The sequence below is a fragment of the Maribacter sp. 1_2014MBL_MicDiv genome (assembly GCF_001865655.1).
Taxonomy (GTDB): Bacteria; Bacteroidota; Bacteroidia; order Flavobacteriales; family Flavobacteriaceae; genus Maribacter; species Maribacter dokdonensis.
Genome location: NZ_CP011318.1, coordinates 380,715 through 396,714, shown reverse-complemented (window position 1 = coordinate 396,714; position 16,000 = coordinate 380,715). Strand labels below are relative to the sequence as shown.

General features: G+C 37.2%; 11 protein-coding genes. 7 read left to right on the top strand and 4 right to left on the bottom strand.

Annotated elements, in window-relative coordinates:
- Positions 1–16 precede the first annotated feature (16 nt).
- Both YQ22_RS01740 and YQ22_RS01735 read right to left on the bottom strand, forming a co-directional pair.
- Complete coding sequence (locus YQ22_RS01740; RefSeq protein ID WP_071339834.1) at positions 17–1,726, bottom strand: RagB/SusD family nutrient uptake outer membrane protein; 1,710 nt, start codon at positions 1,724–1,726, stop codon at positions 17–19.
- 20 nt (positions 1,727–1,746) lie between these two features.
- Positions 1,747–4,827 (bottom strand): SusC/RagA family TonB-linked outer membrane protein, encoded by a 3,081-nt coding sequence (locus tag YQ22_RS01735; protein ID WP_071339833.1) that lies wholly within the window; start codon positions 4,825–4,827, stop codon positions 1,747–1,749.
- Between the two features lie 625 nt (positions 4,828–5,452).
- On the opposite strand from YQ22_RS01735, the gene YQ22_RS01730 reads away from it, so the two are divergent.
- From YQ22_RS01730 to YQ22_RS01705, 6 genes are all read left to right on the top strand, one after another.
- Positions 5,453–6,598 carry a glycoside hydrolase family 117 protein gene (locus YQ22_RS01730; protein WP_083414164.1) on the top strand — a complete coding sequence of 382 codons (1,146 nt, stop codon included), beginning with the start codon at positions 5,453–5,455 and terminating at the stop codon, positions 6,596–6,598.
- Position 6,599: 1 nt separating this feature from the next.
- On the top strand, positions 6,600–7,616 hold the full coding sequence (locus YQ22_RS01725; protein WP_071339831.1) for a zinc-dependent alcohol dehydrogenase: 1,017 nt from the start codon (positions 6,600–6,602) through the stop codon (positions 7,614–7,616).
- A 25-nt stretch (positions 7,617–7,641) separates the two neighbouring features.
- Entirely contained in the window at positions 7,642–8,412 is a 771-nt protein-coding gene (locus YQ22_RS01720) for an SDR family oxidoreductase (RefSeq protein ID WP_071339830.1), read from the top strand.
- A 19-nt stretch (positions 8,413–8,431) separates the two neighbouring features.
- A complete protein-coding gene (aldA, locus tag YQ22_RS01715) occupies positions 8,432–9,886 on the top strand; it encodes an aldehyde dehydrogenase (RefSeq protein WP_071339829.1) in 1,455 nt (484 codons plus the stop codon).
- The gene (locus tag YQ22_RS01710; protein WP_071339828.1) at positions 9,886–10,977 is read left to right on the top strand and encodes a mandelate racemase/muconate lactonizing enzyme family protein; all 1,092 of its coding nucleotides are present in this window, start codon (positions 9,886–9,888) and stop codon (positions 10,975–10,977) included. Before aldA ends, YQ22_RS01710 begins: the two co-directional genes overlap by 1 nt.
- A gap of 68 nt (positions 10,978–11,045) precedes the next feature.
- Positions 11,046–12,620, top strand: coding sequence for a sugar porter family MFS transporter (locus YQ22_RS01705; protein WP_257786214.1), 1,575 nt, complete (start codon positions 11,046–11,048; stop codon positions 12,618–12,620).
- Between the two features lie 21 nt (positions 12,621–12,641).
- Here YQ22_RS01705 and YQ22_RS01700 read toward each other — a convergent pair whose 3' ends face one another.
- Together YQ22_RS01700 and YQ22_RS01695 are read right to left on the bottom strand one after the other, a co-directional pair.
- The gene (locus tag YQ22_RS01700; protein WP_071339826.1) at positions 12,642–13,118 is read right to left on the bottom strand and encodes a nucleoside deaminase; all 477 of its coding nucleotides are present in this window, start codon (positions 13,116–13,118) and stop codon (positions 12,642–12,644) included.
- 82 nt (positions 13,119–13,200) lie between these two features.
- The gene (locus YQ22_RS01695) at positions 13,201–13,560 is read right to left on the bottom strand and encodes a hypothetical protein (RefSeq protein WP_071339825.1); all 360 of its coding nucleotides are present in this window, start codon (positions 13,558–13,560) and stop codon (positions 13,201–13,203) included.
- Positions 13,561–13,756: 196 nt separating this feature from the next.
- Between YQ22_RS01695 and YQ22_RS01690 the strand changes: the two genes are divergently transcribed.
- Positions 13,757–15,664 carry an endo-beta-N-acetylglucosaminidase gene (locus tag YQ22_RS01690; RefSeq protein WP_198033504.1) on the top strand — a complete coding sequence of 636 codons (1,908 nt, stop codon included), beginning with the start codon at positions 13,757–13,759 and terminating at the stop codon, positions 15,662–15,664.
- Positions 15,665–16,000 lie beyond the last annotated feature (336 nt).

Sequence of the window (16,000 nt, the reverse complement as noted above, 5' to 3'; positions counted from 1 at the left end):
ATATTTTTTTTATCGTTTATAAACCATCGTTAGTTTGTACTTCAGCTGCAGGTATTGGAAAGTAATTATGCACTGCAGGAGTGTAGTTCTGAGAAGAAAAAAGAAAATCTGGTCGTATTCTTTCTCTAATAAATAAAGGAGCTTGATCTTCAATAGCTTCAAAATTCTCTTCTCTCCAAATTTCCTCGGCTCTTAAATCATTATACACCTCTTGAACAATTCCCCAACGAACCAAATCTTTATAGCGATGTCCCTCAAAACAAAGTTCTAAAGGTCTTTCTACGCGTTGCAAATGCGTTAAAACAGTAGCAGCAGTTGCAGGAACCATTGGTTGTATACCGTTTACTTGTTTGCTAACATGCAGTTGAGGGAAAGTGTTGCCATTCTCATTAAGATACTGTCTAAGTGTAATTACACCGGCCCTTGCTCTAATCATATCAATGTATTCAATGGCCTCATCAACAGAACCGCCAGAGTTAAGTAGCGCTTCGGCATACATTAACAATACATCGGCATATCGTATGTGTCTAAAATTAATACCAGAGCGGCTGTTGCCATCTTCAAATTCCAAATGGTACCAGTTGGCATGTTTTTTAGCATAAGTACTTTGACCGTACGCCCATCCCTTTGAGCCCGGTTCAACGTTGTAATAAAGTCCGTCCCCATTACTAGGTACTACTGAACCTCCCATTCTTTTCGATTGTAAATTATCATCGTTTACAGGGTTAGACGGATCTACTTCATCGTTTACAAATAGTTCGTGTAAAAAATAAGTAGGAAGTACGGTATTATAGCCCCCATAGTTAAGTTGACCAACGGCTGTGGCCAATGTACTTGCTTCTGCACCGGTTTCAAAACTATTGTCGTCTACTGCGGCACCACCCGATGCCGGACTGATTTCTGCATTATAGGCAACTTCAAAAATGGATTCTGAATTAAATTCATTTTCATGTCTGAAATTGTCATTGATATCTGCCGTTAGGGAGTATATACCCGAATCAATTACACTTTTAAACAAGCTAGCTGCGGTAGTCCAATCCTCATCATATAAATACACTTTTCCTAATAATGAAGTTGCAGAGCCCCAAGTTACCCTTGCAATATTGGAATCATCCCAAGTTTGGGGTAGATTTTCTCTAGCATATTCAAGGTCTGGAATAATGATACTGTTCGTAATCTCATCAATGGTAGAAAAAGTTCCGGGTAAATCTTCTGCACTTTCTATGGCGTCTAACTTTATAACTCCGCCACCGAAGGTATGTGCAACCTGAAAGTAAAAGAATGCCCTTAAAAATTTAGCTTGGGCCTCAATCGATTCCTTTTCACCTTCTGCAAATACAGAAGTGTCTGCGGTAGCTAAATTATTAATTACCTGGTTAGCCCTATAGATTCCGATATAAAGTTGCGACCATTTATTTGCTATTTGATTAGCACCATCCGTATACGTTAAATTTCTATAGGCGAAAGGCGCATACCACGATTCTGTGCCGGCCTCGTCACCCAACATCATTTCAAATTGAAGGTCTCCACCACTAATAGACTGAAATTGAGTTGCTCCATAAACAGTTGTTAAGGCAGCATCAAATTGAGTTGAAGACTCCCAAAATACGTCTGTAGTAATGGCATTAGGGTTAATTTCCTCTAAATATTCATTTTCACTACAGGACAAGGCAAACACTGCGGTCAGTGAAAGTGCCCATATTGTTTTTATTGATTTAATTTTCATGTTGTTACAATTTTTTTTAATTAAAATTTAACCTGTAAACCAAGTACGAATCTTCTTGTTACCGGGTAATTCCCTTGGTCTACACCTCTGGTATTAAGTCCGTTTCCACCAACTTCTGGATCGTAACCTGTATAATTTGTTATGGTTAGAGGGTTCATGGCAGAAACATAAAGTCTCAATTTGCTTAAACCGATCGTAGATGTAGTTTCGGTTGGTACGGTGTAACCAAGGGTTACGTTTCTCAACCTGAAATAGGTACCATCTTCTAACCAAAAATCTGAACGAGATCTAAAGCTGCTTCCAAAAGAATCTTGTCTAAACGTGGGAATGTCTGAATTTGGATTTTGAGGAGACCACATGTTGTACTGCTCCAAATGTCTACCTGTAGCATGGGCTAAATATCTAGCACCATTAAAGATTTCAGCTCCGTGCGAATAGTAATTCTGTATGAACAGATCAAAACCTTTATAATTGAAGTTAAAGTTAAGACCAACTTCAAATTCTGCTTGACCCGATCCTTTGTATACTCTGTCATTATCATCAATAACACTATCACCGTTTTGGTCAATATATTTCATGTCACCTAGCTGGGCGCTTGGTTCAATTGCCCTATAGGCATCTAAATCGGTTTGAGTTTTTATGACTCCGTCATTTTCAACTAAGAAAAAAGCACCGGCTTCATAACCTACAGCATGAAAAGTTGTATAATCGATACCGGCTAAGGTTACTGCTGGTAAACCGCCGCCGTAGCCTCTTTCTATACCATTAAGATTTTGAATTTCATTGTCATTGGTAGTAAACGTTGCGGCAACATCCCATTTAAAAGCTTTAGCGGCATTACTTCTATAAGAGGCGGCCAGTTCAATACCTTGGTTGGTCATGTCTCCGGCATTTATTAAGATGTTACTATATGTATTCGCATCTCTAGGTTGAGTGGTACCGGCAGATGGTGGTGTTTGTAAATTAAGTATCATCTCTTTTCTATCATTCTTATAAACATCTGCGGTGAATGTAAACCTGTTGTTGAACATAGAAAGATCTACTCCAATATTTTTAGAAATTTTGGTTTCCCATTTAAGATCACTGTTGGCAATTCTTCTTTGAATATATCCGGCAGATGAAGTTTCGGCGGTATCGAATAAATAATTTACGCCACCTTCAATTCTTGATGTGGTTACATAGGGGTCGTTTAAACTTTGGTTACCCACTTCGGCCCAACTAGCTCTTAATTTTAGGTTGCTGATAGATTCGCTGTTTTTTAAGAAGTTTTCTTCAGATATATTCCATCCTGCAGAAAACCCAGGGAATATTCCAATTCTGTTTTCTTCGGAAAAAACTGAAGTTCCATCTCGTCTAATACTTGCCGAAAAAAGATATTTTTCGTCGAAATTATATAGGAACCTACCCATTAAACCGCTTAAGGTGGTTGTTTGCTCGCTACCTGTTGGGGCAGAGCTATCTTCACCAGCACCTAGAACCTGTGTTTCGTTACTAGCAAAACCAATTACACCGACCCCTACAGTTTTGGATTCAAATTTCTCGAAAGAAATCAGTCCCGTTAAATCAATATTATGTTTTCCAAAGGATCTATTGTATTTCAAGATGTTTTCTATGGTACTTCTTTGTGTCCATGTAAAATCTTCCTGTAAAACAGCGTCTTCTCTGGAAGCCGTTGGGTTCAATAAACCATCATTTCCATAAACAATGTACTGTGGTTGAAAGAACTTTCTTTGGTAATCCCAGTTATTACGGCCCAGATTTAGTTTATAGTGAAGTCCGTCAATAATTTCATAATCAAGGTTAATGGCAATGTTAGTGCTTTTCACCTCTCTTTCGTCAATATTTTGTAATTGACTTGATAAGTAACTATACAGAATTTCGTTCTGTACAGGAATCTGTACCTGATTTTCGCCAACCTCGTTTAAAGAACTTAGAGGTGTTTGCCATGGCTTCTGTCTTAAAGCATACTCATACATTCCCCAAGGTTCTTGAGTAGTGTTTTCATAGGTCATTCCTACGCTTGCAAAAGCAGAGAATTTTCCTTTTTTGAACTGGGTATTAAGTCGAGAACTTAATCTATCAAAACCAGAGTTAATAAGCACACCTTCTTGTTCAAAATAATTGGTGTTGAAGTTCATGGAAAGTCCATCGGCACCGCCACTGATACCTACTGCATAATTTTTTATGAGTGCGTTGTTATTTTGTACATCCCCAACGAAATCACTGTCATACTTAAATGCATCTGGATTGAAAAAGAAAATTAAAGGATCAGTACCCAAGGCTTCTAACATGGTATCTTCATGATACATCTGTTGAGTAGTGTTCATTAATGGAACACCCGAGATTATGTTTTGGATACCCGTGTACGTATTAAAATTTACCTCAATTTTACCTTCTTTACCTCTTTTGGTCGTTATTAAGATAACCCCGTTTGATGCCCTTGTACCATAGATTGAAGCCGAAGCCCCATCTTTTAAGACGTCTATAGATTCAATTTGTTCGGGTGCAATGTTGGGCGTACCTTCATAAGGTATACCGTCTACAATGTAAAGAGGCGTATTACTACCTAACAAAGATCCAAGTCCACGAATTTGAATATTGGCAGCTGCACCAGGTCTACCATCGGCAGCCTGAACATTAACTCCTGCAATCTGTCCTTGTATAGATTCTCCTAAATCCGATACAGGTGCTTTTTCGATAGATTCAGATTTTAGACCTACAACAGCACCGGTTACTTCTTTCTTTCTTTGAGAACCGTATCCAATAATAACAACTTCATCCAGTTGTTGTGTATCTTCTTCTAATACTACATTAATGGTTTGTCCATTAGATGCAATTTGTTGACTGGCATCTTTAAAACCTAAGTATGTAAATACCAGTATTTCTCCTTGTGACGCCGCTATGGAGTAATTGCCATCCATATCAGTGGTAACACCTTTGTTGCTTCCTGAAAGCAGTATGGTTACCCCGGGTAATGGAATTCCCGATGCGTCGGTTACCGTGCCGGATACATTTTGTTGGGCAAATGCAGTTCCATACCCGCAAATGATCAGCAGTAACATGGTCACTACGCCGTTAATTTTAAGCTTGTTTCCTTTCATAATAATGAGTTACGTTAATTGAATTTTGTTAATAGATGATAATATCACATCTAAACCAGTTAAAAATTTAATATTTCAAAATCATGACCGCTCAAATTTATCTAATTGTCAATTAGGTTAAATAAATGTTAACTGAACAAAAACTAGACACTTCTTTTTTTTGTCTAGCACCATTAAGAGCGTAGTTGGTTAATTGTACAGATTATATTTAAGGTGAGAGTAGTTTTTTGATATTGACTAACCAACAAAAGCCTTCTTATGTTTTTAGTTGATCATTTGTTGCAATTCTTAGCTAATATGGTGCATTGCGGTGAAATACTATAAGGTAAATTGCCAATGAGTTAATATGCTAAAAGTGCGGTTGAGTAACGATTAAAAATGGTGTACAGTTTTTGTTCAGTATTCATATCATGACAGAATGTATGTTATAATTAACTTGGCAAACATTGTCAAGTTGACAATAGTCTGTCTAAAAAATTGTGGAATTAAAATTTTTGGATACCAAAACATATGTAATTGATAAATACTTCAATTTGTAAATATGGTTTTCAATTTCGATAAATTTCATGGTTCAAAATCATGACCGTGATAGGCAGCTTATAACATTAAAAGTGGAAATACATCCATGGTAAGTAACACAAAAAAAACATTTAGTGAAGTAAAGTTATCTAAAAGTAAGCTAGACAGTTTAGGAATTACCAATGCACAATATTTAAGTGCGGCATCTAAACGCGCATTACAATGGCCCGAGGTTGGTAATGAATGGTTTGTTGAGTTTGAAGAACCTAAACCTTTATTGGGAGATTTGGCATATGAAGAAGGTGTCTGTAGAAGAGATCCTAGTGCTGTAATTAAAGAGAATGGTAAGTACTATGTTTGGTATAGCAAAAGTTTAGGTGCTACACAGGGTTTTGCAGGCAATATTGAGAAGGATAAGGTTTTTCCATGGGACCGTTGCGATATCTGGTATGCAACTTCTAAAGATGGCTGGACATGGAAGGAAGAAGGTATCGCCGTAAAAAGAGGAGATTTGGGTTCTTTTGATGACCGTTCTGTTTTTACGGTAGAGGTAATGAAGCATAATGATAAATTCTACCTGAGCTATCAAACGGTTAAAAGTCCATATACGGTTCGGGTGAAAAATCAAGTTGGTTTGGCTTGGTCAGATAGCCCTAATGGTCCTTGGCAAAAATTACCGGAGCCAATTCTTTCACCAGCTGATAATGGAATTTGGTTGGGTGAAGAGGATAATAGGTTTAAGGTCGAAAAAAAAGGAGATTTCGATAGTCATAAAGTGCATGACCCGTGTATTCTACCCTATAAAGGAAAGTTTTACTTGTATTACAAAGGAGAGCAAATGGGCGAAGAAATAACGTTTGGCGGTAGGCAAATACGTCACGGGGTTGCTATTGCAGACCACCCTCTGGGTCCTTATGTTAAATCATCTTACAATCCGGTTAGTAATAGTGGCCATGAAATTTGTGTATGGCAGTATGATGGGGGGATAGCATCTTTGATCACTACGGACGGACCGGAGAAAAATACCATACAATGGTCTCCAGATGGTATCAATTTTGAAATTGTGGCAAGTATTCAAAATCCGCCACATGCCATAGGCTTAAATAGGACTACGGATAAAGAGGGTAATCCAACAGAAATACTAAGATGGGGTTTGACCCATATTTACAATAACGACGATTACCAAAGTATACAGCGGTTTTCGTCATATAATAAAACATCACATACAGCAATAGGAGAAAAAGCAATTTAAAATGATAGCAACACAGTACAAAGGCGATAAAACATTTTCTGTAATAGAAAAAGAAATAGAAGCTCCTGCAAAAGGAGATGTTAGAATTAAAGTGGCATATGCGGGCGTTTGTGGTACAGATGTACATATTTATCATGGTATGATGGATAAACGTGTAAACATACCTGAGACCATTGGTCATGAAATGTCTGGGACCATAGACGCCATAGGTGAGGATGTAAGCGGATTCCAAGTAGGCGATAAAATTGTGGTTAGACCGTTGGATGATAGAAAGGTGAAATCATCAGACAAGGGGTTCAACCATATTTGTGAAGAACTCAAGTTTATAGGTATTGATAGTCCGGGTGCAATGCAACAGTACTGGAACGTACCTGCATTTACACTTCATAAATTAAAAGAAGAAACAGACTTAAAATTGGCGGCATTGATAGAGCCTTTATCAGTAGCAGTGCATGATGTAAGAATGGGTGAATTAAAGGCAGGTGAGACCGCCGTGGTTTTGGGCGGTGGCCCAATAGGTCTTTTAGTTGCTTTGGTAGCCAAGGAAAAAGGAGCTCAGGTCATTGTTTCCGAAGTAAACGATACTCGTATAGCTAAGGCAAAAGAACTTGGTTTAGATGCTGTAAACCCTATGCAGACAGATTTGGTCGACTATGTAAAAAGTAAGACCGATAATAAAAGGGCAGATGTCGTATTTGAGGTAGCAGGTGTGCAACCAGCCTTAGATATTATGACCGAGGTTGCCGGTATAAGAGGTAGAATTGTTATGGTTGCCATACATGGTCAAAAGAAAGAAGTAGACTTATTTAAATTCTTTTGGAAAGAACTTAAATTAATAGGGGCAAGAGTCTATGAAAAAGAGGATTATGAAAAGGCTATACGTTTAATTACGGCCAATGAATTGCCATTCAATGAAATGATTACGGACGTGCAACCGCTAAAGAACATACAAAGGGTATTTGAAAATATAGATAAAAACCCTGACGGACTAAAAGTCCTAATGGATTGTCAATCATAACTAAGAACTAAAACTTTAAAAGAAAATGGGTGTACTGGATAAATTCAGTTTAAAAGGTAAAACGGCATTGGTTACGGGTTGTAAGCGAGGCATAGGTAAAGCCATGGCGATAGGTATTGCGGAGGCTGGTGCAAATATCATAGGCGTAAGTGCTACTTTAGAATCAAGCGGAAGCGATGTAGAAAAGGAAATAAAGGCACTGGGCAGAGATTTTAAAGCCTATGCGTGTGATTTTAGTGATAGAAAAGCACTGTATAGTTTTATTGCAGCCGTTAAAGGTGATTTTCCTGTAATAGATATTTTGGTAAACAATGCTGGAACCATATTAAGGGCGCCAGCCGTTGAACATTCAGACGAGTTATGGGATAAAGTGATAGAGGTAAACCAAAATGCACAATTCATTTTAACCAGGGAAATAGGAAAAGAAATGGTTGACCGTGGTGCAGGAAAAGTAATATTTACGGCATCGTTGTTAACTTACCAAGGTGGAATAACCGTGCCGGGCTATGCTGCCAGTAAGGGAGCGATCGGTCAGTTGACCATGGCCTTTGCCAACGAATGGGCCGGTAGCGGAGTAAATGTCAACGCCATTGCACCGGGGTATATAAGTACTGATAATACAGAAGCCTTACGTAATAACGAAGAGCGGGCAAATTCTATTTTGGCTAGAATTCCGGCAGGACGATGGGGAGAACCAGAAGATTTTGCAGGTCCCGTGGTCTTTTTGGCTTCGGACGCGGCTGCATATATGAACGGAAGCATCACTCTGGTAGACGGAGGTTGGATGGGTAGATAATCACACTAAAAACAGAAAAATGGCATCAATAAAAGAATACCAAATGTTTATAGATGGATCTTGGGTTACTTCAACCTCTGGTGAAACCATCGATATTATAAATCCATCAACTGAGGAGGTTTACGCAAAGGTTCAAAATGGAACGGTTGCGGAAGCTGTACAAGCATTGGAAGCAGCCGAAAAGGCACAGAAAGAGTGGAAAAAAGTCCCTGCCAGAAAGAGAGCGGAACTTCTGTATAAATTTGCTGATGAAATAAAGGCGAATGCCGATAAATTGGCAGAGCTTTTAGTAAAGGAACAAGGTAAGTTGCTTAAAGTAGCTAAAATGGAAGTTGCGGTAACCGCTTCTTTTATAGAATATGCTTGTGAGGGAGCACGAAGAATTGAAGGTGATATCATTCCTTCAGATAACCCAAATGAACAAATTTGGATTCAAAAAATACCACGTGGAGTAGTAGTTGCCATAACGGCATGGAATTTCCCTTTGGCTTTGGCCGGAAGAAAAATTGGTCCGGCATTGGTAGCAGGAAATGCTATCGTGGTAAAACCGACTTCAGAAACTCCGCTAGCAACATTAGAGTTAGGGCACTTAGCTAAAAAAGTTGGTTTGCCAGATGGTTTGTTGAATATTATTACAGGACCGGGAAGAGCTATGGGTACTGCCTTGGTAGAAAACCCATTAACCAAAATGGTGACTATGACAGGGTCTACTCCTGTAGGTCAACAAATAGCAAAAATGGCAGCACAGAACCTAACGCACGTACAATTGGAATTGGGTGGAAAGGCTCCGTTTATAGTGTTTGAAGATGCTGATATTGATGCAGCCGTAGATGCTGCCTTACATTCTAGATTTGACAATTGTGGCCAAGTATGTACCTGTAATGAGCGTATGTATGTTCATGAAGATATTTACCATGAATTCATGAATAAATTTATTCAAAAGACCAAAGCGCTAAAAGTGGGTGATCCAATGCTGGAGGATTCAGATATGGGACCAAAGGTGAACAAAAGCGAATTGGAGCATATGGAGCATTTGGTCAAAGTGAGTTTAGATGAGGGTGCAACAATTGCCACTGGTGGTAAACGTTTGTCCGGTGGTGAATTTGATAAAGGATATTGGTTTGAACCAACGGTTTTGACCGATGTAACCCAAAATATGACCATTGTTCATGAAGAGTCATTTGGACCTATTTTACCTGTGTTGAAATTTAAGGATTTTGATGAGGTTGTAGGCTTTGCAAATGACTGTGAATATGGTTTGGCGGCAATGGTATTTACCAATGACATAAATAAGATCATGCGTTGCAACGATGAACTTGAATATGGTGAGATCTATGTGAATCGTGGTCATGGAGAACAGCACCAAGGTTTTCATAACGGGTATAAGTTAAGTGGCTCTGGTGGTGAAGACGGTAAATACGGATTTGAGCAGTATATGGAAAAGAAAACGTTTTACGTAAGACATAAGGCATAATGAGTACAAGAATAGCAAAAGTAGATTGTCAATTATTTAAGGTTCCTTTACCAGAAGTAATGAACGATGCCAAACACGGCGACCATACGCATTTTGAGCTGGTGACAACTACAATTACCTTGGAGGACGGTACTGAAGGCACTGGTTACACGTATACCGGCGGTAAAGGCGGGCACGCTACCAAAGCTATGGTAGAGCATGATTTCACCTCTTTTTTAATAGGTAAGGATGGTTCTAAAATTGAGGAGCTATATGAAGAAATGGAATGGCATATTCACTATGTAGGTAGAGGAGGTATTGCCTCTTTTGCCATTTCTACCATAGATATTGCCCTTTGGGATATACGCTGTAAAAAAGCCGATAAACCTTTATATAAAATGGCCGGAGATGCAGACCATACCTGTAAGGCATATTGCGGTGGTATAGATCTTCAATTTCCTATTCCAAAGCTTTTGGATAATATGAGAATTTATTTGGATAGCGGGTTCAATGCCGTTAAGATTAAAATAGGAAGGGAAAACTTAGAAGAGGATTTAGAACGCATAAAAGCAGTACGTGAGTTTGTTGGTCCGGATGTTACGTTTATGGTCGATGCCAACTATTCTATGACCGTAGAAAAAGCGATAAAAGCTATTGAAGGCTTTAAACAATATGATATTACCTGGTTTGAAGAACCGATTATACCTGATGATTATTTAGGATTTGGCGAAATTGTTGATCGTACCGGTTTTCCTTTGGCCATGGGTGAAAATTTACATACCATTCATGAATTTGAATATGCCTTTGCACAATCCAAACTATCCTTTATTCAACCGGATGCTTCTAATTGCGGTGGTGTAACAGGTTGGTTGAAAGTGGCAAAAATGGCGCAGGAACATCATATCCCGGTATGTAGTCATGGTATGCAAGAACTTCATGTAAGTCTTGTCTCTTCTCAACCCAATGCAGGTTGGTTAGAAGTACATAGTTTTCCTATCGATCAATATACCTTAAGACCTTTGGTTGTTGAAAATCATAGGGCGGTAGCTCCTGAATCTCCGGGTACCGGGGTCATTTTCGATTGGGAAAAATTAGCCCCTTACAAGAGCTAGGATTAACTGCGTTTAAGTGAGAGTTTTACTTGTTTTAACAATACTTTTATAAGCATGAACTATTACAAATACTTAACATGGAAGTAAATAAAAATTATATAATAAGAATAGCCGCCATTGTTGCACTGGGCGGCTTTATTCTTGGTTTTGATGCTTCCGTTATTTCTGGAACTTTAAAGTTTGTAGAACATGAATTTTCCCTTAACGATATTCAATTAGGTTGGCTGGTCAGTTCCATAACCTTGACTGCTGCGCTAGGCACTTTTATTGCGGGACCTTTAAGTGATAAAATAGGCAGAAGAAGCGTACTCAAATATGCCGCTTTATTATTTGCGGTCTCAGCGCTCTTTTCAGCATTTTCCACTACGTTTACTATGTTGATCATAGGCAGGTTAATAGGTGGTTTTTCTGTAGGTGCAGCTTTGATCATTGCTCCAATGTATATTGCAGAGGTAAGTCCGCCTGAGAAGAGAGGGCAAATGGTATCTTTTAATCAATTGAATATTGTCATTGGTATTTCGGCCGCATTTTTTACAAACTATCTAATCTTAAGATTGGGCGATAGCGATTATGGTTGGGTAAACACCATTAATCTAAAAAAATGGAATTGGCGTTGGATGCTTGGTTTAGAAGTGTTTCCCGCATTATTATATTATATAGGATTGTTTATTGTGCCGCAAAGCCCTAGATGGCTCTCCATGAAAGGTTCTTTAATAGAGGCAAGGCAAACGTTACAGAGGTTCGTGGGAGCAAATGAAGCAGCAAAACAAATGAAATCTATTGAAGAGAGTATTCTTCAAGAAGGTAAAAAAGAAAAGGTTCACTTCGGGGAGCTTTTTAAAAAGAACATACGCCTTGTAATACTGGTAGGCATTATTGTTGCCATATTTCAACAGCTGGTAGGTATAAATTCTGTGATGTTCTATGCACCCTTAATTTTTGAACAAACGGGCATTGGTACAGATGCATCGTTTTTACAAGCTATTTTAGTAGGATTGGTAAATTTGATATTTACTATCGTAGCCATGAAGATTATAGACAAATTAGGTAGGAAACCTATGTTGATTTACGGTATGATAGGTATGGCATCGGCAATGTTGATTCTAGCCTATGGTTTTAAGACTGCCACCTATATATTAGATGACAGCGCATTAAATGGGTTACCTAATGATGTGCCAATTGAAAAATTAAGGGCTTTGGAAGATCAAACCTTTACTTCAGATTTAGATTTTAAAGCAGCGCTTTCAAATGCCTTAGGTGATGATAAAGCCAAACAGTATGAAGCTGTTTTGGTAACTGCCGCGGCAAAGATGAATTCGGTTCTTATTTTATGTGGTATTCTTTTATTTGTCTCTTTTTATGCCGTTTCCATAGGTCCTGTAATGTGGGTGCTTTTTTCAGAACTGTTCCCAAATCGAATTCGCGGGTTGGCAATTTCATTTGTAGGTTTGGTAAACCTTACATTTGCCTTTTTGGTTCAACTTGTTTTTCCTTGGCAATTATCTAATCTTGGTAATTCGTTGACCTTTTTGTTATACGCAATTTTTGCAATAATAGGTTTGTTTTTTATTGTTGCCAAGGTACCTGAAACAAAAGGGAAATCACTAGAAGAATTGGAAAAACTACTAGTGAAATCCACATGACATTTTTAAACGGTATCTATATTAATACTTTGTCTTGTCTTGTTTAGAAGCCCAATCATTAAAGACTTCAACGGCTTCTTCTTGAAGCATTTGTTTAAAATGAATTTGTCTGTCCTGCATTTCAACTTCTAGCTCATCATATATAAACTGGTCATCAAAATCTATAGCCTTTGCATCTGCTTTATCACAACCATAATATACTGCCTTTGGTCTAGCCCAATAAATAGCACCAAAGCACATGGGGCAGGGTTCGCAAGAAGTATAAATAATACAATCTGTTAATTGAAAATCATTCAGTTTTTTACAGGCATCTCTAATAACCACCATTTCTGCATGTGCAGTAGGGTCGTTCGTAGAAGTTACCTTATTATGGCCTTCGGCTATAATTTCTCCATCTTTTACAACTACGGCACCAAAGGGGCCGCCTGCATTTGAGTTCATTCCTTTTGCTGCCATTTCTATGGCTCTTCTCATAAAAAACTCGTGATTATTCGTCATATTCTTTTCTTAATTTTAAATAGGGATGTAAAATTACAGGAATAATATGGTATTAACTTTAGTTTTCTACCGCATTTGAATATTAGTTTAGCGTATTGGATTTAGATTTTATTCTAAAACAACGCTCTTCTCCCAGATAAAGAGGATTACCGTGTTTCTCGGACCAAAATCCGTCTAGAACATCTTTGCTAAGGCACTGGTACACGACAACACCTTTGTAAATATTTTGGTCATCGCCAGTATAGCTGAAATTTATCACCAAAATATTGTTCTTAAAAAAACCTGTACCAGTCTGTTTCTGAGTATTATTAATGGTCCATTTTGCAATAATTCTATTATTACCATCAAGGGATAATAAAAGTAGACCTTTGTAATTGTGCGATTCCTCATCTTGGTTGCTTCCTATAATAGAATACGAACCCACTAATTCTTCAATACTCATATGGCATTCAATTAAAAGACGAAAGTATTGAAAATTCCATTTGAGGTCTCCATAAAGCGAAGCCTACCCTTTATATGTTCCGTTTATGTTTTAATATTCTTTTTCATTTAATATTAAACCTTCTATAATTTCAAGAGAGTTGTAGATTCTTCAGAAAAGAACAATCTTTAAACTTTAAATTAAACTGACAATGACCATGAAGAAAATAACCTTGTATTTTGTAATATTATTTTGGTGCGGATTTAACATCAAGGCACAAGAACAAGAGTATGGAAAAAATCAGCCCTATTCTTCTTATTGGTTTGTACACGAGCTTTTAGAATGGTCACCAGAAAATGATAGGGAAGCAAAGTTTAATGTAAGTAGTATTCCTTTGGCAGATCGGTTTTTAAATGATAGTACGGGTTTAGGAGAAAGTTCACCAAAAATTCCGGGTATTATAGCTTTAATGGCACCTCATACCACTAATTTTCATCCTTCTCAAGGGTTTATTTCGGTAAAACAATATGCTTTTCCATTTTGGCAATACATAGATTATTTTGTGCAATGGGGTGGCTCATCAAACGAAGGTATTATTGTGCCACCAACAGCGTTCTGGACAGATGCTGCCCATAAAAATGGAGTAAAGAGTATAGGTACGGTGTTTTTTCCGCCCAACGTTTATGGCGGTAAGGAAGAGTGGGTATATCAGTTTCTTGTAAAGAATGAGGATGGAAGCTTTCCTGTTGCCGACAAACTTATTGAAGTAGCTAAAACATATAATTTTGATGGCTGGTTTATTAATCAAGAAACGTATGATTTGGTGGGTAATATGGGGAAACTCATGCAAGAATTCATCACATATTATAGGGAACGATCAAATTTAAAATTGGTCTGGTACGATGCCATGATAGATGATTCACGCGTAATTTGGCAAGACGAATTAAACGAGCACAATCAAATGTATTTTCAAAATGGAGATACTAATATGTCTGATGTGTTTTTTATCAATTTTAGGTATCACGATGTCAATTTAGAAGATAGTAAACTTCTGGCCAATAAACTGGGAAGAAGTGAGTGGGATCTGTTCGCAGGTATAGACGTACAGTCCAAAAGTTATAAGACACCTGTAAAATGGGATGCACTATATAAGAACGGTAAACCTAATAATACATCTATAGGTATTTACTGGTCCAACTCTACCTTTGATATTTCTGAAAGTAAAATGCCAGAGGACGTATATCGTAACGAACAAAATTTTTGGAATGGTGGTTCAACTATAGAGACTAGGTTTGGCGAAAGTACTTGGCAAGGATTCTCCAATTATTTTGAACCACGAAGCGTAATTAATGAACTGCCTTTTAAATCTAATTTCAATTTCGGACTTGGTAGTTTTTACAATGAGAAAGGAAAAACGGTTTCAAGAGAAGAATGGCATAATTTAAGTATTCAAGACGTATTGCCAACATGGCAATTTCAGGTAGATACTACCAAAGTTGAACCTACCATTAGTTTTGAGGATAGCTATTTTGGTGGTAGTAGCTTATTCTTAGAAGCGTACGAGAATGCAGAACTACCTTTGTACAAGACAAAAATAAGTTTAGAAAAGAACGTGAATTTTAGCGTTGTCGCTAAAACTATTGGTGATATAAGTTTAGAGTTTTATTGCCAATTATCTAACGGGGAGATTTTAACCAATGCGCTTAAAAATTCACTTTCCTGGAAGAAAAACAATTTTAGAATAACCGTTCGTAAAAACGTTCGTATAATTAAAATCGGAGTTAGAACTAGGGGCAAAGGTAGTGCGTATTTAGGCGAAGTTGCCATAAACTACAAACACGAACCATCACCAACTACATCTCAATTTCAGGTAAATGGATTTTTAAATGAAAACAATGCCGAATTGTATGTTCATTTTAAAACTTTAGATGCTCCTGTATATCATAATTTATACTTTATAAATGAAGAAAATGACAAAATTTGGTTAGGTAAAACACCCTCTAAAGATTTTTATATTTCAAAAATTCCTACAAAAAATGGAAAAATAAAAATTGAAGTGCAATCGGAGAGTTTTGGTGGTAAAAAAGGTGAAATCATTAAAAAAACCATTGACATTTCTAAATGATACCATTTGATTTTTTAAAGAGAAAATTGAATTTTTTAGACAGATGGGTAAAGCTATTATATTGAAGAAAAACGACTTAAGTTGGTTAACTTAAATTGTAAAAAATTACATCAATGTTAATAGTATGTTATTAGAAAAAAATGACTATGGCCAACTTTATTAAAAATAATTTATACAATTATTAGCTGAAGTAATTCTTTAAGCAAATCTAAATTTAGAATTTAAATTTATCAATGTAAAATATTGATTTAAAGATATTTAAAGTGTAATTTGAAGAAGGTTGGTATTCATCTATTTTTAGTTAAAATTGCAATTGTTGATAACCATGTTAAAAGC